13 protein-coding genes are annotated in these 22,282 nt (G+C 37.7%); 3 read left to right on the forward strand and 10 right to left on the reverse strand.

The annotated features are described in order from the left end of the window. Positions 1–73: 73 nt before the first annotated feature. Complete coding sequence (locus BLS33_RS22800) at positions 74–1,879, forward strand: pentapeptide repeat-containing protein (RefSeq protein WP_089895328.1); 1,806 nt, start codon at positions 74–76, stop codon at positions 1,877–1,879. 416 nt (positions 1,880–2,295) lie between these two features. Here the strand turns inward: BLS33_RS22800 and BLS33_RS22805 are convergent, their stop codons facing one another. From BLS33_RS22805 to BLS33_RS22845, 9 genes are all read right to left on the reverse strand, one after another. Continuing rightward, the gene (locus BLS33_RS22805; protein ID WP_089895330.1) at positions 2,296–5,667 is read right to left on the reverse strand and encodes a ubiquitin-conjugating enzyme family protein; all 3,372 of its coding nucleotides are present in this window, start codon (positions 5,665–5,667) and stop codon (positions 2,296–2,298) included. Between the two features lie 120 nt (positions 5,668–5,787). Further along, positions 5,788–8,343, reverse strand: coding sequence for a DUF4062 domain-containing protein (locus tag BLS33_RS22810; RefSeq protein ID WP_089895331.1), 2,556 nt, complete (start codon positions 8,341–8,343; stop codon positions 5,788–5,790). Positions 8,344–8,566: 223 nt separating this feature from the next. Beyond that, positions 8,567–8,776 carry a hypothetical protein gene (locus BLS33_RS22815; protein WP_089895333.1) on the reverse strand — a complete coding sequence of 70 codons (210 nt, stop codon included), beginning with the start codon at positions 8,774–8,776 and terminating at the stop codon, positions 8,567–8,569. 452 nt (positions 8,777–9,228) lie between these two features. Next, positions 9,229–9,447 (reverse strand): hypothetical protein, encoded by a 219-nt coding sequence (locus tag BLS33_RS22820; RefSeq protein WP_089895336.1) that lies wholly within the window; start codon positions 9,445–9,447, stop codon positions 9,229–9,231. Positions 9,448–10,072: 625 nt separating this feature from the next. Next, positions 10,073–11,515, reverse strand: a complete 1,443-nt coding sequence (locus BLS33_RS22825; protein WP_143017675.1) for a glycoside hydrolase family protein — start codon at positions 11,513–11,515, stop codon at positions 10,073–10,075. A 15-nt stretch (positions 11,516–11,530) separates the two neighbouring features. Further along, positions 11,531–12,829, reverse strand: a complete 1,299-nt coding sequence (locus tag BLS33_RS22830) for an SGNH/GDSL hydrolase family protein (protein WP_089895341.1) — start codon at positions 12,827–12,829, stop codon at positions 11,531–11,533. 281 nt (positions 12,830–13,110) lie between these two features. Further along, a complete protein-coding gene (locus tag BLS33_RS22835; RefSeq protein ID WP_089895343.1) occupies positions 13,111–14,703 on the reverse strand; it encodes a RagB/SusD family nutrient uptake outer membrane protein in 1,593 nt (530 codons plus the stop codon). 10 nt (positions 14,704–14,713) lie between these two features. Next, positions 14,714–18,181 (reverse strand): SusC/RagA family TonB-linked outer membrane protein, encoded by a 3,468-nt coding sequence (locus tag BLS33_RS22840; protein ID WP_089895344.1) that lies wholly within the window; start codon positions 18,179–18,181, stop codon positions 14,714–14,716. Positions 18,182–18,277: 96 nt separating this feature from the next. Further along, a complete protein-coding gene (locus tag BLS33_RS22845; RefSeq protein ID WP_176801487.1) occupies positions 18,278–19,456 on the reverse strand; it encodes a FecR family protein in 1,179 nt (392 codons plus the stop codon). A gap of 113 nt (positions 19,457–19,569) precedes the next feature. Here BLS33_RS22845 and BLS33_RS22850 point away from each other — a divergent pair, with 113 nt between their 5' ends. After that, complete coding sequence (locus BLS33_RS22850) at positions 19,570–20,160, forward strand: RNA polymerase sigma factor (RefSeq protein ID WP_089895348.1); 591 nt, start codon at positions 19,570–19,572, stop codon at positions 20,158–20,160. 213 nt (positions 20,161–20,373) lie between these two features. Here the strand turns inward: BLS33_RS22850 and BLS33_RS22855 are convergent, their stop codons facing one another. Further along, positions 20,374–20,949: an RNA polymerase sigma factor gene (locus BLS33_RS22855; RefSeq protein ID WP_089895350.1), complete on the reverse strand. Its 576-nt coding sequence runs from the start codon at positions 20,947–20,949 to the stop codon at positions 20,374–20,376. A gap of 143 nt (positions 20,950–21,092) precedes the next feature. Between BLS33_RS22855 and BLS33_RS22860 the strand changes: the two genes are divergently transcribed. Beyond that, complete coding sequence (locus BLS33_RS22860; RefSeq protein WP_089895352.1) at positions 21,093–22,259, forward strand: FecR family protein; 1,167 nt, start codon at positions 21,093–21,095, stop codon at positions 22,257–22,259. The last annotated feature ends 23 nt before the right edge of the window (positions 22,260–22,282 follow it).

Genomic DNA, 22,282 nt, shown 5'->3' on the forward strand with positions numbered 1-22,282 from the left:
CAATGGATATTTTAAAGAAAGAAAAATCTACAACTATTCTCTATTTTTAACATAGTTTAAAAATATAAAAAGTATGAACTCCAATGAAGCAAAAGGTAATACTGAAGACTCTAACGGTTTAGAACAAAAATTTAAAAAATCTGAAGAGAAGAATATTTTTCTCGAAGAAAAAAATCAGATTTTAGCTGATGCCATTAAACAAAATACTCAGGTAAACGAGAGAATCAGGGATTTGGAAAAATCATTAGTCAAAAAGAAAAAAAATACTTGGTCTAAAGCCTATAAAGTATTTTTGGATATAGGAACTTTTTCCACTGCTGTCATCGTAGGTGTTTTTATTTTTAGGCAAACAGGTATCATGGGATCACAAACTGCCATTTTCGAAAAGCAAACGAAATTGTTAGAAAGTCAGGAAGGACTTATTAGAAACCAAAATGAACTTTTCCGATTGCAAAATCAAAAGTTCGATAAGCAAAATGAACTATTTGGAAATCAAAACGATTTGGTAATCAGCCAGAACGATTTGGTAGCTATTCAAAATGAAAAAACAGAGCATCAAAATAGATTGGTAGATGCACAGAATCAATTGTTTGATTATCAGAATAAAAGAATTGATCAGCAAACAAATCTGCAGGAAGCTGAAAGGCGAAGTTCATTGATATTCCTATTCAATAATGTGTTAGATAAGATTGATGATGAGTTGAAAAATACATTGAATGCATCTCGAATTCTAAGTCCTCAACTTATAGGTAGGATAGTCTCTTTGAGCCAAGCGTTGAAACCTTACAAATATCTTCAAAACGATACAATAATAAATAATGCCGTTAGTCCAGAGCGAGGACAATTATTGTTGTCTTTAATTAACTCGAAAATAAATAAAGTCTCACTAGCCGAAATAATTAGCAAAGCTAATTTTAAGAATAGTGAAATTTTAGGTGGCTATTTCAAAAGTGCAGATTTAAAAAACATTAATCTTACCAATTCTGTTTTAGATGGGTCAAATTTTGTGGGAGTTAATTTTAGTGGTGCGAAATTAGTAGGTGCGAGTCTAAAAAATGCAAATCTTAATCAAGCCAATTTTGAGGAAGCAAATTTATCTTTTGCGATTTTAAAAGGAATCAAGTGTGATTATGCCAGATTTATTAAAGTGAATTTGGTAAATACCGATTTTTCAGAATCAAAGGGTAAGTCGGTTCTGTTTGAAGAAGTAAACTTAAAGAACACCAAATTTCACAATTCGAGTCTAAAGAATTGTAAATTTAAAAATAAATGGAGAATAAGGTTGTTCTATGGGCAAGAAGAAGATTATCCTACTTCGGGGCAAGGAGAGGGTTTTATGCACTATGTAGGTACTACTAGTGATAAAATTCCTAAAGAGGGTACTTTCAATTTGATAGTAGGAAGGGCGAGACGCTACAACGCAATAGAGGGTGATAATATTACGAAGTTGATCCATAAGCTAATTTTCTATTCGTCAGCAACAACAATTAATTTAGGTGCGACTTACACATGGGAAATTGAAAATTGCGATTTTTTCGGCGCAGATCTTACAGATGCATCATTTGAAAATTATGTTTTTTCTAATTCAAAATTTCAAGAATCTGTTTTGTATAATATAAGTTTTTCTAACATAGCGATTCAAAATACCTATTTTGATCGAGCTCGAATAAATAAACGTAGTTATGAAAACAATTTTAATGCCAATCAAGTACCTATAGGCCCACCTTCTTCATATTATAAACTAGTTTACGATGATGTCCAAGAGAAGGAAATTATAGAAAATAGTAAATTATTCAAAAATGATGAAATGTTAAACAAAAGGTTTGAAGGAATTAGAGAGAAATATCATTATTTGACCTTGATTAAGGAATATGACTAATTCATTGTTAAATTTATGTTAAAAAGTGAGCCTTGCGGTGCCCCAAAAAAGCGAGACTTTGGTAGGCCCTTAAAACAGGATGTTTTTATGAAAAATTCGAGTCCCGTCCGGACCGCTAGGAGAAATCCAAAATAGCTCAAAAGCCTTTAAATCATTTATTTAAAGGCTTTTTTATTTTTCCATGATACCAAATAAAGCTACTTGAAACCACATATAAGGTGCCCAAGCCATTGCCGACATTTATCTGGGAAAGCGGAAAAAGCAATGGATGTTATTGGAAATCTTTAAAAACCACAACGATGAAATGGCGAGTTTGGTGGGAAAGGAGTATTCATCTGGAACTCTACAGCGATATAAAACGGCATATAATTAAATTATCTAGTGTATAATAAACTTAGTAAATTGAACGGTTTTTGTCAATAATCATTGATAGCTAGTTTAAGAATCTCTTTCTCGGCATTCTCGAATTGCACTTCCATTTTTTTCGTAGCATTATCTGTCCATTTCAGTTTATCTGATTGTACCCAAGAATCCAAATTGTCATATTTATCCAATCCACTCGCTAGATCTACAAATACAATTAGCGGATTTGCTTCAATGTTAACATCAATTATTCTAACACATACAATATTTGGCCCAGGTGAAAGTTGAATCGAGACAAAAACCTTTCCATCGCGTTCAACGATTTCGGACTTTTCAATACCGATAAGTTTATTATTCACCCAAATAAGAACATGACTCACACTATAAGAATCTACGCCAAAAAAATGAATTGGAACATTTTCAAATTGCACTTGAATTTTACCATCCGCATTAAGAAGCGCCAAGTCCTTATCTTGAGGTGCTACATAGGTAATTTGAGCATTGTGTGGTATTTTTTCTTGTAGCTTTGTAATTATTTCGGATTTATCATTCGCCTTGGTCAATTTTAATTCTTTTATACTTTTATCATCAATATAATCACTATAATGATGAAAGGCTTCTAACAAGTTCCCAGCCAATACAAGTATTTGCTCCATCCGTGCAATTAATGTGATAAAAACCGATTGAACAATATTTGAAGGCACTCCATATGTTGAATACGTAGTTACTAATTTCCACCCTTCCCGCTTTTTCCCCGTTGCAATTTTAATTTTAAATTTCGCAGCAACAAGTTCCCCTAATTTATTCCCTAGCATCTCCGCAATTTCTTCTTTACTTTTAGATTTTTGGAGTTGCTCCAGAAAATCTTTTTTATTTTTAAGTTGTGTACAAGCTTCAACAATAATATTTATTAAAGGTGTCTCAAATATATTTAAAGCCTTACTTGCTGCTGGATACAAAAGCCTTGGATGTTTTGCCTTGAAATGCGCGTCAGTTTTTTTTATAAGTTCGTTTTTTATTCTATCCTTATTTTGAATAACATAATTGAGCATACCATTAACCTGCCCCGTTTGTTCTTTAATGGACTCCTCTATTCTTGTCTCAAATTTTGCAATGGATAGAACCAGTTCATTTTTAATTTCTGTTAATTTTTTATTTATTTCCTCTTCAAGATATTTTTTCCATTCCTGTGCATGTTCCTTGCCAGATTCAACTAAATCAGTGATTTGCTGTAAAATAAATTCTCCAAGCTTTGCTAAAACTTGCTTGGCAAATTCGGTAACATAAGCCTTAAGCACCTCAGAATTATGCTTCGCAAGTTCCAATAGCTGGTCTTTCCCAGGAAAATTATTGACATTTTTAAGCTGGTCCAAATTTGGCATCCCATCCAATAAATTATATATTAAATTACGTACGTTTTCCCGTTTTTCCTCGTCGATCGGGGAAAACACATTTGAAGAAATTTCAAACATTTCGGAAACAAGAGTCTCAGCTTTAGCACGATCAATGCGACTATCTTCTTTTATTAATTTATTGAATATCGGATTGCTTTTCTCAGTTCCGACGCCATTTCCAATAGCCTCCAAAGTATCATGAGTTTCTTTCATCGTATATGCTAAAAGCTCATCAGTCAATACCACAAGAGAACGAGAAATCAACCGCATCAATACGGAAGAACAAGCCTCTCGAATTAGAGTTTTATCATTGGCGTCATAGGTTCGAACAGTTGTAATAATGTAATCTGTTGTATAGGCAAGCGATTTAATTAAAACCTCGTTCAACATTTTTTTAAGAAGCGTATTTTTAACATCTTTTTCTAGTACTTCCGAAAGCTCTTTCTCAACTTTCTCCGTCATATACCATTTCAATCCTTTCTGGATACTGTCTATAGTGATTAAATTCTTTGGATTTAAATGCAAAGACCCAATATCGTTGATGACTTGATTAATAACATCTTTTGTATTATCCTTAATTTCGCCCCCAGAAAGAATGCTAAAAATATCATAGGTTGAACTGTCTGGAACAATAAATATCTCTATTTTCTCTGTGATTTGTGAAGAAATAAATTGTAACAGTTGAGCTATAGCGACCTTTGACAGATTTCCCTGATTTAATTTTGTTAGGATAAAATTGCTAACTGCCTTAGGAGGTATTACTTCCACCGTTTTGGATACGCTTTCAATTGGTTCAATTGTCGTTTCCATGTCTTCGTTTGAACGTTTATTTTTAGAATAATAAGAAACAATTAACGACAGTTGCGTCGCGCCCCAAACCATTGATAGATAAAATTCTACATCACTTTTATCCCCAGTTACATCCCCTGCTAGTTTTTCAAATCCTAAAATGACATCAGACCAATACTTCAGGTTGCTGTTTAATTTATTTTCACCTTCCGTTCCAAAAGGATCATCAGGCATATTTTCGAGCAAATTAGCAACGCTGTCGGTGTCCTTTAGTAATTCATTCCATGTAGCTTCATCGAACCCGAGTTGTACCCTAAGTTGATTCATCGCCCACTTTAAAATTAATTCTAGAATATAGGGTTGGGCTTCCTCGATGGCTATATTTACACATCGCTTAGCGAGTTCCGAGGTAACATCACTTGCTTTTATCCTAAAATTGGGGTCTTCAGATAGCGCTACCCCTATTTCAAAGGCAGTTCTAATGGCAATTTTAGTCGGAGCGCGTAATCCCCAGAGCATTTCAATGCCCTTCTTAACATCTTCACTATTGGTTTTCCTAATTTCCTCCTCAACTAATTTAAGTGTATTGTCAACGGCAATATCGCAGCAATTTCCAATCATTCTTCGAGGATTCTCAAGACCAACTTTAATAAACATTTGTATACCCGCACCGGCCTCCAATCCCACTCCATAATCACCTACTAAATAAAAACCTGCGCCATCGGAGCCTTTAGATACTAACCTACCGGTACATGATATATTGGCATAAGCCATAGCACATATAGCGGCTTTAGCCGCGACGCCGCCTTGAAATTTAGCCTCATTTAAAATCGCTCTAAGCAATTCTAGCTGGATCGGATCTTTCATCATTAGAGGATTCTTGGCTGCCAACTCTAAAAAATCCGAAATGTTAATTCCAATACCTACGTTAATGAACGCTGCCAACTCAGCTTCAGCACGTAATCGAATGGCCACGCCTACCTCGTCAAATAAGTCTAATAAAATTTGTGCTTGTGCCTTTAACTCAATTTTGGCATCAAATCCTGTACTAACATCCAAAGCCAAAAATTTTGCGATATGTGCAGCGGCACTAACATTAATTTCGGCGTTAGCATTGAAATCAATGCCACGCTTCAGTACGGCCTTAGCGTTTCCTTTAATTTCTGCTCGTGCATCTGCACAAGCCCAATCAGTTGGATTCCAATTTTCATTTGAATCCATTAATACGCCTACTTCTGCCATGATAATTGTTTTTTAAAATCATTAGTAAATTGTTATGCAGTCAATTTTATAAAGTGTTTTGTAGAACTTTAATCATTTTCTTGCCTAGACCCTTTTATAGTCCGTCAGTTGGTTGACTACTCACTTAGGACGGAAGGCCGCCAGATATTCGAGGAATCTCCGATGAACGAAGATGTAAGCGTTTCCAACGCTTTGCATAAGGTCAAGGCCGGAGGCATGGTTCATAAAGCAAGTTAGATTCCAGGGAGTTTGTCCACTGGCACTCAGGATTATCCTCAGAACATAATGTTTGATAACATCGAGTCCCCCAAACCAAAGGAAAAGGATTGTGGATAAACCGATGAAAATACCCAACATAGGCACGTAGTGGTCATACAACATAAATGCGGGATTGGGGGAGTACTCAAAATCTCCAAATTTCGCAACGCCGATAGCAATTGCGACGAGCCAAATGGCGTTCAAAGCTATCAGGATAGCCATTCTAAACGAGAGCTTAATCCCCTGGTTAGGGACCGTCTTTGCATCGTTAACATGAGGCTTGAGGCCACCCAGAATTCCTCCGATTCCTAGTCCAACAATCGCAAAGCCAAAATGTGGGACCCACGGCGGGCCCATCAAATGATTTATGAAATATAAAGGGAATCCGACCAGTAATCCAATAACGAACCCGCGTCTTGCACCTGGACAAGCATTCCCTAGCGACCACCGAAGAGATTCCACGGTACTGATACTGTAGGTATTACTTCGAATACGTCCATTGGCAGCCCATATGAAGGTGATTGCTAAACCACTCCAGAGCAAATGAAATAACAAGTCGTTCAGGGTGGGCTTTGCCTGAGTTACGACCAATACTACTGACAGCATGACAAACAACCAAAGACCTGCGCTAAGTAGGCCTGTCACCGCAGCACGACGGAAACCTGGCTGTACGCGCTCCAGAATAGGGCGGCCAGACTTAGAACCAAGGTTTTCCATCAATCCAAAGGCCAGTAACCAAATTGGGGTCGCCACTAACCATATGATCCATTCTCGAGGCTGGAGATATTCCGTTTGTGAGTTAGTTTCGCCAATGATATATGATCCTGCACCCCAAAAAACAATACTTGCAAGACCCATCAGAAGTCCTAAAACAAGGCTAAATCCTACAAGATATCCCCAGCGCTGCACGCGGCTTGACAACCAGCTGGGTTGCAGATCCTCAATAAGAAACATCGCCTGGTTACGTTCAGACAATCGTCTCGCAATCCATGATAGCCAACCGAGCGTTTGTTCCCGTGAATAGGCAAATTCTGATATTCCCCCTTTCTTGAACATAAGATCAACGTAGGCTGAGAAGAGATGTTTAATCCAATCCTCAGGGGTCTCGCTTTTTGCTAAGTTCTCAGTTTCATAACCCTTGTAGACAAGACACATCAAGTTTAGCATAAGGGGGGAACTGGCAATCTCCCGGAACGCGAGATTTTGGCGGAGGGCATTTCTCAATCCCTCTAATTCCACACCTGCTTCCCCGACGTAAGTGTCAATCTGAAAATCAGTTAGTGGGCGAAGGCAAATAGCTCCGTTTAGGGTGAGCTTGGCTTTCAATTCATCGTATTCCTTCAGTCGACAGCAAACTACCATCCCATATAGTCCGAAATTCTTTGCAAACCTGTTAATAGCTTCTACGCACGCAGCCCGATTCTTACTCGGAACCTCGTCCAACCCGTCGAGAAGTAGAATTAGTCGTTGACGCTCCAGCCAATTTTTGCCGAATTTCCCAGGAATTTGATATTTATCATTCAACTCATCCACCAACCAATCATTCAAATGCTGCTCTGGATCGACCCAGGAGCTTAAATGAAAGACAACAGGGATAGGTAGGGTTTGATTTTTTTCAGCACGTAAAATGAGCTCACGTACCAATGTGAGAAGTGTAGTCGTCTTGCCTGATCCAGGCTGCCCTAGAATGAGCACGGAGTGCTCTAGTTCATCGTATATATCAGTAATATTTTTGCCCATCGGTACAGCTCGGGCACCCTCAAATGGTAGCTCGAGCACTGCCTCCCAAGGGTTTCCAACCGCCTCTGGTTGATTGTCTTTGCTGAGTTCCATCAGGTTCGCACGTTGTATCGTTCGTTCAAGAACACCCCTAACCCAAAAGTGCTTTACCTTATCAAGCAGGGTTTTCAACTCGCCCTGTTCGGCTCTTTCGAGAGGACTAGCCTTGTAGCTGATGTTGAGTGCTCTCAGCTCACGGATTTTTTGCGCTTGCCAATTTGCTGCATCTTTTTTGACACAGTCACGTAACTCCTTAGGTGTGTTGAACCACTGAACAGTGAGACCAGACTCTACCTTTCCCATTGGATCAAGAAATGCTTGTAATTTTGGGTCGCGTTTACCATCTATACCCTCACGTTTTTCGTAAATCAGACAGTCTTTATTCTTCTCAGTCGCGTACTCAAATTCGTCATTGGTATAATCTCCGTAGTTCCTCCAGAAAAGGCCAATATAAAGGTCGGAACGGTCAATTTCTTTCTTGTATACCTGCTGAATCGTTTGTGATTGCGCCCCAGCATCCTTTTCAAATATCCAAGCGTCAATATTAAGCTCGCTTAGCGCAGACTTTAATACCGCACGTTCTTCTGCCAGCTCCTCCATACTTGAACTGACAAATATACGTAGGCGTTCAAAGATCATAATGATGTGTTTCTAAGACTGTGCTTCAAGGCACTTATTAAATAGCATAACAAATAGTAAGAACGCTTATTAACCGTCTGATTGTTGTAAAACATTAATTAGCAATTATGTTAAATAAAACATAGTAAGTTACACCAATAATTATAAAGAAAAATTAACAGCTAAAAGCTGAAATAGGAACCTCTATTCTTTGAATAAAAACAGGTTATTCCAATGTGACCAGTTATCCGAGTCTACCGTCTATTGCTGGCTGATTAAACTGGAAATTAATGGCTGGAATACTTATAATTTCTCGTTTTTTGAAACCTTTGAAAGGTAACTTTCTTCGTAGAAAGGTTCGAGCCTGACCTCCTTTTTTAAATTCTCTTTTATATCCATATCCAAGTTGAGCTATTTTGTTTTTAAGTTTTCCATATTGGTTAATTTTTATCATCCGATATCTACAATTTTTGGCTATAAGCTCACTTTTAAGAATTTATAAGGGTTTGTCATGTTTTCTGGTATTTTTTTCAATTGCTGTAAATTTTGCAATTTCCATTGTACAGCGGGATATTACAAACTCCAACTGGAAGTGACATTTTCAAAACTTAATATGAATTCTTTGTCTGAATCGGTGGAGTTTCCATGGATGGTTTGAGTATTAGACTTCGTGTGATTTAAAAATCTTCATAGGTTAATGGTTCATCGCTCATACCATCGAATTGATTGACGGTCGTTGCATGTTGGTCTAGTAAGTTTGGGTAAAACATTTCATAAATAGACTTTTTGCTGCTATATAGACAAAAGAGGAGGCTTTTTTTATTTCATAGGTGAATCCCTCATTTTTCAATTGGTATTTGACATCGAACAAATCCCTTGGATGTAGACGTTCTGATGCCGTGCAAATCATCCGCCATATAATTGATCTATAGTGACAACTTGAATTTTACAAAAGACATAAAAGCCCTCCGATGTCTTTCCACACAGGTCCATTTTAACTGGCGGCATAATAGTTCCACATATGGCTTGGCTGCCTTCCAATTTTATTTGAGTTTGTGTCTGGGAAATTTGAAGTTCAAGCTCATCTTGTTTATGTTTGACTTTTTCGTTTGGGGTAACATTCACAATGTCCCTTTAATTCGTTCTATGGCCTTTGCGATATTTTTATAGGAGTGTCCTCTAAATAAACATAGTTCAAATCAATATCCACAGAAAGACGCGTCATATCCCTAACAAAGCGGTTTATCGCAGTCCCACGATGAGGAGAAATATAAAATGAAGTCAATCTATACAATGCAATCAGATTACATTTATCTATAAAATATGGAACACCAAATATGGTATATTAATTTACGGCGTAAATCTATTTTTAACCTGTAGCTATATTTCGAGACAAGACAGTTGGAAGAATAAAAGACTTTTTGGTTTTTAAATTATATCATTTAAACCGATTGGCATCTTAATTAGTTAAAAGGTAACCTTGCGGTAAATCTAAAAAACGACCTTTTGGTAGGCCCTTCAAACAGGATGTTTCTGTGAAAAATTTGAGTCCCGTCCGGACCGCCAACAAAGAAAAGCCTCTCAATCTCTTGAGAGGTATTTTATTAGTCAGGGTCAAACAATAATCTTTTGGTGTATCACTATTTGGCATTCATTAAACCTTGTGGATTCTTCATTTACCCCTTCTCTCCATCATCTTCCGCATCGTAATCAAGTTTTTATAATTTGATAAGATAGTGGAATGGGTTGGTCAATCCCTCAGACCGGTCAAATCTGAGTCAATGACTAGTTTGCCGCCTTTATTATGAACAAGGGCGGAAAAATCTTTGCTGCTTTCGATGCTATTCGAAGTCTTTAAATAGATTAATTTGTTTTCCACTGAATTATCAAGCAAGGTCATTTTACCTTCAGTGTTAAATACCGTATTTGAAATGCTAATATGTGTCGGAAAGTATTCTTTCATGGCTTGGTTGGAATGAAATTTTATACCCGTATTGCCGAGGCTTGAATTGGAAATGATGATAGCATCTATTGGAGTGTCTACGCCCAAAAATTCACGAGAGCCCTTATGTAATACCCTGATATTGTCAAAGACTAGTTGTCGTTGCATAGGGATCTCTGCTCCCGGATAATAAGAACGGCTCCATTTGCCATTGTCAAAATGTATTGAAAAGCCTGTTCTTGGTTTTTCTAGATAAATATCTCTAAAGGTCACGTTTCTTACTCCCGCGACGTATTCGACATCTTCTTGTGTCATTACCCACTTAATGCCATCCAATTCCTTGGTTCCTTGGGTATGGGTAGGTCGGGTAGTCGATTTGTATTTTTTACCGTCCGGGTCGGCATTAACGCGATAAATCCTTCCATTTGAGACCACTGCATCTGCCTTTTGGACCTCCATGCCTTTTTTCCAATCGACCCAGCCACCGGCCAGTATTCTACAGAAGTAACCGACTAGTTTTTGATCGGAAGCCAAGTCATGACAATTCTCGATCACCCCATTTTCAATCCATCCTAATTCGGGGTTTGAAGTAGCGTAATCATGGGCGTTTAAAGCAAGCGCATCGTCAACCGTTTCGAAAACCGCATTGGAAATTCTGAATCTATTTCCACGTCCTAGGTGAATACCATCCTTTTTGCCTTTGAGAATAGCATTGTCTATAACAAGGTCTTCGAAAGTACAAACATGAATTCCGAACTGAGCAGGCATAATGTCATAGCAGCGAAACCCTTCGATTCTCAAATCCTTCACATAGAAAAATGCGATTTGACCTCGTAATCCGAATACTTCGTTAAAGACTAGGTCGATACCATTTACCATGACGACAAGGTCTCTAATGGTAATATGTTCATCGTAGGTTTTTGTCAAAGCACCTTTGTTGAGCAGCACATGTGAAAACTTGCCAACTTCATCGACTTTCTGTAAAACCACGCCGTTACCAAATTCAAGGGTAGTGTTGCTTCCAACATAGGTGGTTCCGGCCACTTTGTAGGTTCCTGGTCGGCTTATGATAATAGTTCCTGTTTGATCTACTGCCTTTTGAAGTGCCGTCACGTTTTCTACTCCTGTCGCATCAGGAGAAAAGCCGAATTCGGCGGCATTGATAAAACCTCCTTTTTGAGCTTCTGTTAGTAGGGAAGTCAAGAATAAAAGGCTAAAGAGGAAAAATTTACAAGTTTTATACATCTTCATTTTTTAGCTTTAAAATCAATTATAATTTTTGTTTTCTATCAACTCACCATCTAATAATATTTTGGCGAGATACCAGTTGATTTCCGTGTAATCCTCAGATTGGCCCATTGAACGGTTATTTGCAGACAGTATTTTATTCTTGTCGATAGGTTCGTCGCGTACTTTAATTGATACCGTATGAATGGAATCAGTCCATCCACCTATGGTTTTATAGCTTATTCTCCAATAGGTACAATAACCATCAAACCGGTTGTGATTTTGTTTCTCTCCATCAACAGAGACTTCAAGGGTTCCTGTACCTGGACCAATAACGTCATAAAACCCAAAGGCTTTACCTCGAAACTGAAAAGACAAAGAATCTCCAGGTACACCTTTTCCAATACTATTAAAGTATCTTGAGAATCTTTTGAAAATGGAGTCGCTTTTGGTTTCAATAGCGGTTAATTCTTCTTTTGAATCAATTATACCCCAATCAATCATTTTTGTATTCACAGATGGGTTGGCATTGAGGGGTTTGACAATATTGTGCTTAAGAACAGTGCCAGCTGATTTTGATTTCATTTCAGTAAGTGCACGTACAAATACCTCATGATAAATTTTGTGACCTGACTCGGGGTATGGATGAACCCCATCAGGACTAAACACTACTATGCTATCGTTAGTTTCCTTATTGCCCTTAAATAGAACTTTGCCTTCATCTACCCTTCGAAGAACCTCTGGGCCAAAATTGATTGATGGAATCTGGTAATGCTCTGCAATTTTTTCCATTGTTGCAATAGAAGATGGCAGACTATATTTTTTGTAGATATCTAAAAAGTCTTCTTTAATTGTATAGATAAAACAGATATCTATCTCCGGGTTTTGTTTCCAAATTTGATGGGTAATTCCCTCCATGGAACGGGTAATTTCCTCTGGATTAGTATTAGAGTCGTTTACTGCAAACTCGACGAATACTAAATCAGGATTGTATTGTAATACTTGGTCTTTGAGCCTATAAGCTCCAAATGGAGAACCAGTTCCTCCTATTGCTGCGTTGATTTCCACAAACTCAGTTTCAGGATAATTTTCTTTGAACCAATTGAATGAATGAATGCGCCAACCCGGCTGTGCAGTGATACTGCCGCCTAAATAGGCTATTCTAACAGTATCCCTATTTTTCATCTTAAATAGCACGTTATTCAAACCACCTCTTACTGTATATCCATCGAAAAAAAATTCTTTCTCAGAAGTAGTACATTGGACGAGCATCAAAAAAACCAGTGATAGTATAGTCAAACTGCTAATGTTTAGCGGTTGCTGATTTTGAACTTTCATAAAAATCTATTTTTTTGAATATAGCTTTATTAATATTTCCTTAAATCGATTTGAATATTATTTTTTTACGAGATTAGTCTTAATTTTTAAATAAGCCATAGTGAGATCAACGGTTTCCCCAGTCCTTAATAACTTTGAGTGGCTCCTTATTTCACAGACACTTTGTTAATATTATTGGTTATTCTTTCACGGGCTCTATTATTGAAATAATGCCACCTCAGTTTTCCTGTGATGGCACTATTCAAAACTAACTCAACTATACTAACTCAACTCAACTATTTTCAATAACCCGGGTTCTGTACTAGATTAGGGTTTGAAAGCATTTCATTTGGTGGATAAGGAAATAACATTCGATGTGGTTCGATCGTAAATTGAAAATCTTGAGGGTAACCATCCCCTGCACCAGGAGAAGACTCGTTCTGATTGGGATTAAAAAAGCCCTCCAATTTCGATTTGGTATACTCCAAGCCCCTTCTCCGCATATCGAACAGCATTTGTTGTTCATAGGTCAACTCAAGATCGCGTTCGACGAATATCGAATCTCTAAAGTCATCTTGCGATAGCCCAGCTAACGGTGGCAGTCCGGCCCTTTCCCTGGTCGTATTGAGACCCGAGTAATCTTGGGTGCCAAGTTCATTCGAAACTTCGGAATGCAACAGTAACACGTCGGCATAGCGCAATACTGGAAAATTATTGGGACAAGAGAAATTACTTTCTAGTTCTGCACCCACTGCTCGGTATTTGCCTATATATGCTTGGGCTTGCGGACCATCTTCCATAGTAAATATTTCTCCCGCTAAAAAGGGGGGTTTGTCATCGACTAATTCGAATTCGGTAATGATGGTCCATTGAAACCTAGGTCCCGAATCATGTGATTGAAACCATTTGGCAAACTCGGGCGGAACACCGTCGAGGGCTGACCCGCGAGAGTAATCCGTTCCGGTTGTCCAAATATCTCTTGTAAAAACATTAGGTGTAAAGTAACCGAACATACCCCGAAAATTTTGTTGAATACCTTCTTTCTGAATGACATACATCATTTCGTCGTTGTTATCGTTATTCCAATCCCAGAGATCGGCGTAAGGGGTAGCCGATTGTATCAAAGAGTATTGCCCAGAGGAAATTACCGACTCTAGAAGAACTTTGGCCTCTCCAAGGCGAGAGTTATCTTTCAACGGTTCGCCGGCCATCGTAATATAAGCTTTGGCCAACATGCCCTGTGCTGCACCTTTTGTGGCATGACCCGCATTGAAGCCTCTTGTTGTATACTCGCTTTTTGTGGGCAATATGGCAGCGGCATCCTCAAAATCTTTGGTCAAAAAGGCGTAGGTTTCCTCAATAGATGCCCTGGCGGGATAAAGGTCGTCATCAAGTGTTTGGGGCTTGTCTACTATAGGCATTCCGCCCCACAACCGGACCCCATAAAAATAGGCCAAGCCCCTCAGAAATTTGGCCTCCCCTACAATTTCGGCCTGTCTTTGTGTATCTTCCATTTGAATATCTGGCACCTTTTCAATAATGTCGTTGGACATTCTGACTACGTCCCAGAGTCGTTCCATAATATCATAATAGGCAGGGTCGCCATATTCATTATTCCAACTCCACGTGGATAGGTTGTTCCTTTCATGTATATTTCGGAAATTGTATTGCATCGAAGGTGTTGGCATTTCAGTGGCCCAACCCATTCTATGATTAAAGACGACCAGCATGCCCATTAGTCTGTGGTTCTCGTTGACCATTGTTTCTACCGTTGCTCCAGTAGGGAAATTGTTTTCACCATAAGTACTAAATACTTCTTCTTCCAAATACTGTTCACATGCTGTAGGAATGATAAGAATTGAAAGAAGGGCTATATAATAAAATATATTTTTCATGCTCTAAGATTTAAAAGTTAAAATTCAGACCCAAGGTATAGGATTTGGACAAAGGGTAAACCCCTGCATCAAAGCCTTCACCGAAAGCAAAAGAACCACCGGAACTTACATCGGGATTGTATCCATCGTAAGTAGTAAGTGTAAAAACATTAGAGGCATTGAGATAGATATTAATGCCACTAAAAACGCCAATGGCCTTGGGTAGAGTATAACCCAAACGAACGTTTTTAAGACGTAGATAACTACCATCTTGTACTTGTCGGTTGTCAAAGGTCAAGCCTTTACGGCTGTTATTGGCCGTACTGTTGATTGCACTAAAGGCATCTCTATTGTTTGGGGTCCAATTGTCCGAAGCTTCTGGTTTATCGGAATCGCCACCATAAAACATGACGATATCGGTACCAGTAACACCTTGAAAGAAAAGAGAAAGATCAAAATTCTTATAATTGAAGCGATTCGTGAAACCAAATACATAGTCTGGCTGCCCTGTTCCTAAAGACTCACGATCCGCATCTGTAATTATACCATCATTATTTATATCCTTATAGATATAGAACCCTTCTTTGTGCAGGTTTCTTTGTGGATCCATGTCTACGGGCCAGCTATCTGCCTGCGCCTGATCACGGAAAATACCTTCTATCACGTAGCCATAAATCTGTCCGGCAGGCTGCCCTTTATATAATCTAGGACCACCTCTTCTGGGCCATTGAGCCACTTCGATGTAAGGTTCACCTGTGTTTGGGTCTACGGCTGTTCCTTCACCTACTTCTGTCGCCTTTGCTCTTATTCGGGATAGGTTGGCATTTAAATTCCAAGTAAAATTCTCGTTAGAAACCACTACTGCGTCAACACCAAATTCTACACCACTATTTCTCAACGAGCCTAAATTTTGAATAGAAGACCCAAAACCGGTACTTCTGGGAATTACAACAGGAAGTATCAGGTCATCTGTATCTTTGAGGAAATAATCGAAAGTAAAACCGATCCGGCTATTGAAGAAACGTGCATCAAGCCCCAAATTGTATTGTGTTGTGGTTTCCCATTTGAGGTCTGGGTTAGATATTCTTGACAAACGTACACCATTGACTATTTGATTGTCATAGCTATATGCATTTCCTGAAATACCCCAAAGTCCTATGGAACTATAGGGGTCTAGCGCACCATTACCCGTCTGCCCCACGCTGGCTCTTATTTTTAAATTGGAAACAAGATCTTGATTTTGCATAAAAGCTTCTTCACTAGGTCGCCAGGCTAAGGCCAGAGACGGAAAAAAAGCCCATTTATTCGCTTCCCCGAATACAGAAGAACCATCTTGCCTTACATTCAAGCTAGCATAGTATTTACTTTTATAGTTGTAATTCAACCTGCCAAAAAAACCAACGGTCTGCCACTTTCGTTTCCCATTGCTCAAATTTATAGTTTCACTATTTCCTCCTGCCAGATTATCTGTTCCAAGTTCGTCCGTAGCAAAATCATCGATACCCAAATTTAAGTTGGATATGGTCTGGGATATTAGTTCTACCCCACCTACGGCATCCAAGTTATGGCTGCCAAACGTATTTGACCATGAGAAGTAGCCATTCCCATTGGTGCGAATTGCTTCTAAATGGTTGATATCAGCGCTACCTTGAGGCACAGGGGAACCGAAAAAAGTCAACGTTCTTTTTACATAGGTTTTTCGTACTGCATCGGAATAATCTAATCCTGCACTTGCCGTAAAAGTCAATGATTTGGTCAAATGGAAATCGGCTTGTACATTGCCCAAAACCCGATTAGTATTAATGGGGCTTTCAACATCTTCCAATATTTTTAAGGGATTTGTATCAGGATTAGATGCTTTGGTATCTGTATACCACAAGCCGGTACGTTCTTCAAACCATTCGGGGTTATGAGCAGGAGAATACCCTAAAGCGGCTGTTACCGCGTTAAAATTGAAACCCGAACCGGTAGGCACTCTTTTTTCAACAGAGTGGCTCAACAGCAAACTGGTTTTTAGATTGAGAAAGCTTCCAACTTTTTGGTCAAGGTTCAGACGTACTTGGGCATCTTTAAAACCCGAAGTAATCATAATTCCCTCTTCATCATAATACTTACCTGATAATAAGAACTTGGTATTCTCATTGCCCCCTGTAAAGGATACGGCTAGATTCTGTACAACTGCAGGTCTATAGATCAAATCCTGCCAATCATAAGTTCCCGCATTTTGGGCTAAGGGGTGAAATGAATCGGAACCATTAAAACGTACGTTATCAGGGTGTACTCCACCGTTTATTTCGGCTTCGGTCACCCGATTAATATATGCTGGGCCATCTAACCTTTTTAGTTTACGAATAATAGTATTTACGCCGGTCGAATAATTAATATTCACTTGGGTCTTACCGGCTTTACCCCTTTTTGTAGTAATAAGTACCACACCGTTGGCTCCTCTGCTTCCATAAATAGCTGTAGCTGCAGCATCTTTTAAAATTTCAATATTTGCTATGTCATTCGGATTGATCATTGACAATGCGTTAGGCCGTACCTTCGTAGCCGCTGCTCCCTCTACGGAACCTTCATTTATTCCTCCACCTACATAAAGATCATTATTGTCACTATTAACGGGAAAACCATCTACGATATATAAGGGTTCGGTCGATCCGGTGATGGTGCTGGTTCCCCTGATTCTAATATTGATTCCTCCTCCAGGAGCTCCATCACCCGTGGTCACTTGAACCCCGGCCGCCCTACCTTGTAGCAAGTTGCTCACGGTATTGGTGGGGATTTCTTCAATATCTTCAGAGGTAATCGAAGCTACCGAACCTGTAAGGTCACTTCGTTTTACGCCACCATAGCCAATGAGTACAACTTCATCTAAACCGGCAGCATCTTCCGCTAAACTTATGGAAATAATGGATTGCCCATTTACACGGACTTCTTTGGTGGCAAAACCAATATATGAAATCACCAAAACGGCGTTGTCGTTAGAAATGTCCAAAACAAAATTTCCGTCAAAATCAGCGGTAACGCCGTTGGTCGTTCCTTTCTCTACAATATTGGCACCCGGTAAGGGTCTACCATCACTATCCGAAACAGCACCACTAACTGTGGTTGTTTGCTTAGCTATTATAGAAGTGTCGGATTTAGTAATTACTATCTTATTACCTTTGATATCTAATTTGAAATTCTTGTCTAAAAAACACGTTTCCAATAATTTGTTCGCTCGAATAGTTCCTTTTCTTAGTTCAACTTTTGGGGTGTCCTTGAAAAGATCTTCTTGATATATAAAAGTATATTCGGTCTGGTCTCTCAGTAAGTCGAAAACAGCATCTATTGAAACTATCTGATTTTTACTTATCTGAATCTTTGTGTTTTGTGAGAAAATTTCGCTCGAAGTAAAACCAAACGCAGTGGAACAAAGCAAAAAAATAAAGGTTCTCATGATGAACTTTAGTAGCTCTTTCCGCTGGCGGAAAAGATTGTTAGGAAATTTAATTTTCATAAATTTGAATATTGGTTGGTTAAATAGTGTTAATCAATTGATTCAAAGAGGGGATAAAGCACAGTACTGTCCAGGTATAAACTTTATTCCTTTTCTTTATTTTATGGTAATTTTTTTATTCTTTATTTCATAGGCCTTTATTGAGTTAGTAGTTAAAATACTATTTAGTATTTCTTCGATTGTTTCTTCTTTACTTAAAACACCATTAAATTTTACATTTTTAAGCTCTGGTCTAGAAAATATAATATTGACGTCGTACCAGCGGGATAATACTTTGGCAATATCTTCCAACGATTTGCCTTTAAAACTAAAGAACCCTTTTTTCCATGAAACTTCATAAGCTACATTCACAGGAATGATAGTAACATTACTATTCTCAAGATTTACTTTCGACTGCTGATTTGGTCTTAGAATCTGCTTTGTAGTACCTACGCTAATACTTACTTCGCCTTCGACCAAAGTGGTATACACGTTTTTTTCGTCTTTATAGGCATTTACATTGAACGCTGTTCCCAGCACCTCTATCTCTTGAGAGGGGTTCAATACTTTAAAAGTAGCGCCCTTGTGTTGCGTACTGGGCGACACTTCAAAATAGGCTTCGCCGTAGACCAGTTCCACTTCCCTGGTAGCACCTTCGACAAAATCCACCGGATATTTTAACTGGCTTTCCGAATTGAGCCAAACCAAGGTTCCATCTGCTAATTTCAGGTGAAATTGACCTCCTCGCGGGATAGTAAGATAATTATAGACTATCTCAGTATTGGAACTGTCGGTAGGGGCATATTCCAATTTTTCCCCGTTGCTTTGTATGTTCTTGGTGTGCAGGGTCTTTCCTTTCTCTAAATCAATTTGTGTGCCGTCCTCTAAAGTAAGGGTAGCCTTATCCGAACCTACGTTTATAGGATCTATACTTACTACCGGGGCCATTTCTTTAGTGTTCAATGGAGTAGGAGTTTTTTGCTGGAATCCGTTTTTATAAAAATACCCGAGACCAAAAAGCAATAGAATTACGGCAGCATATTTTACCACATTAAATGCTTTTCGCCTCGTTTGGGTTTTCTTTTCCCGTTCTATATACTCCAGCAGCTGCTTTTTGGAATTGTCAGTACCAAACTTTTTCATATTGAAATCGATTGCATGATTGATTTTTATATACTTTATTAACTCCTCTTTATTGGAGGAATCATCAATCTGCCTAGAAAGCTCATCCAGTTCAGAAATGGTTGCTTCTTTCGTTAGGTATTTTACAATAAGGGTTTTTATTGTTTTAGACATGTTATAGTTGATTCCATTAATTAAACGCATCAATTTTACACAACCCTTGCTTTTTTAATAATTATTTTTATAATTTGGCAACCATACACTATAATTATTTCAATTTTCGCATAATGCAAAACACTTTTGCCAATGAGGCTAATTTTGTTCAAGGTCTAAAAAAGGGAGATTCAGAAGCATATACTTATTTGGTCGAAACCTACCATCATAAGTTATGTACTTATGCATTAGGACTTATTAGGGATATCGATTTATCTGAGGATATTGTACAGGATGTTTTTATCAAAATTTGGAAACAACGTAAAAAGTTGAAGGATGATATTGATTTGACTAATTATTTGTACAAATCGGTTTACAACCGGTTTATTGACCAATACCGAAAAATGAGAACTGTTTTTTCATTGGAAAAGGTGCATATCGACACTCTTAATGTTTTTGTTCAAGAGGATTCAGAAAATTCTTTGGAAAGGATAATTGCATATGTAAAAAGCGAAATTGAGAACCTGCCACCTAAGTGTAAGCAAGCTTTTTTGCTAAGTAAACAAGAAGGTCTTACTAACCATGAAATTGCGGAGTACTTAAATATATCTACAAAATCTGTTGAAGGTCATATTACCAAGGCGTTTTCGATTTTACGTAAGACACTCGATGGTAAAATGAATGGTGTTTTCTTTTTGCTATTTGGAAAGGATTTAAAACAGTAATAAAGTCCTATTTAGCTACCTCTTTATTTTCGCTGGGGTTGCAAAACTATTAACGCTACAGTTTTTGTACAATTTGTATGGTAATTCGAATTGGTTATGTACATCTATAAGTACCATGATTAGAAATATCTTCAGTTGAATATACCTTGAAAATTTAATCGAAATAGTGGTCAAATTGCTTTCCTGCCATAAGAAGGCTAGGCTTATATTACATTATAGCTTAGTTCTAAATAGGATAAAGAACACTACCACCTTATTTTTTTCGAACCATTCTTTTATTGATTTCTTTGCCCTGCTAATATGTTTTTCTACGGCTTTTTCAGAAATATCGAGCTCAGCGGCAATTTCTTTGTATTGATATCCAAATTTCTTACTGAGTAAAAACACTTCCTTATTCTTTCTTGGTAAATCCGCTATTGCTAATTCGAGAAGTTTCATTCTTTCTTCCTGTATATTTTCATCCTCATGAATTAAACTCAATAAAGCACCATTTTTTATTTCCATAAGGGCCTTTTCTTCCTGTTTTATTTTTTGATATTCTTTAAGAAAAGTATTGTAAACCGCTCGGTATAGATAGCTTTTTATTGATGATTTTATGTACAAGGAGTCTTTTTTTATCCAAATTTTCACAAAGGTTTGCTGTACAATGTCCTTGGCCCTGTTCTGGTCCTTGGTTAAATTATGACAGTAGACCACCAAGTTATTGTAATGAAGATTATACAATTGTTTATAAGCCCTTTCGTCACCTTTTTTTAAACTATCGAGTAATAAGATGTCTGTTTTGAACAAATGGAAAAGAAATTAATTGCATTATTTTATGTAAATCTTGTAAAAAATTATCAAATATTGTTAAAAATTAAAAAATTTTCAAAAAAAATGTAGGGTTTGTGATAATATAAGGGTCTTAACTGTGTAAATGATAATCATTGTATATGAAAAACGACACGTTAAAACATCTTATTCAAGATTACCTCGATGGTAAAATTGATGAAACGCGGATGGTTGAGCTCATAAAAGATTATCACTTAGCAGAGGTCAAGGAAAAATTTGCCGAAGCTATGGAGGTTGATTTTCTATTGTCAAAACAATCTTTAAGGTTGGACTCGCAAGAAGCTTTTGAAATTTTTTTGGAGGAAATAAAATCCAAGGAAAATGCGAAGGAAGAGTCCAAAAAAATAATGTCCCGAACCTTCCTGAAATATGCTGCAATTTTTGTTGGATTTATTGGGTTGGGCCTTGCTTTCATATTAATGCTGAAATCTAATACTGCTGAACCAACTTTGCAAATATCGGATGAGACGGTTAATCTGTATTTGACAAATGGAACAGTTGAAAAATTGAAGGAGTCTGAAAGCAGCAATATTCTTGACTCGGATGGACAGGTGATAGCAGTTCAGACCCATGAAAAAATAGTGTATAAACCAGTTAAAAAATTGGAATCTATAAAATATAATGAATTAAAAGTGCCTTACGGCAAAAGGTTTGAATTAGAATTCTCAGATGGTACCACTGTATACCTTAATTCAGGGTCTAGTATAAGGTACCCTATTCATTTTATAAAAAATGAATCGAGGAAAGTTTTTCTGAAGGGAGAGGCTTTTTTTAAGGTAGCCAAGGATAAAGCGAATCCCTTTATCGTTAGTGCAGGAGCTGTCAATGTAAGGGTGTTGGGTACGGAATTTAATGTTTCTGCCTACTCTGAAGACGATGGCATAAGTACTGTTTTGGTGTCAGGAAGCGTACAATTGTACGATTCTATTCAACCAAATATCGAAAAAGGGGAAGTAGTACTTCAACCTGGAAAAAGGGGAATGTGGAGTAAGGAACATAAAGATTTTCAAATTGACGATGTTGATACCAGTATCTATACAGCGTGGCTAAAAGATAGACTTGTTTTTAGAGATGCTCCTTTTAGCGAAATTCGTAAGAAGCTAGAGCGACATTATAATGTTTCCATAATCAATTCGAATGAGGCTTTAGATAAAAATACTTTTAATGCCTATTTCTCGGATGAAAGTATAAAGGAAATATTAGAAATTTTAGACCGTACGTATGGTATCGAATACAAAATCAAAGAAAATCAAATAATCATCAAATAATCATTTACAAAATACTCAGCTAC

The sequence above is a fragment of the Kriegella aquimaris genome (genome assembly GCF_900103215.1).
Taxonomy (GTDB): domain Bacteria; phylum Bacteroidota; class Bacteroidia; order Flavobacteriales; family Flavobacteriaceae; genus Kriegella; species Kriegella aquimaris.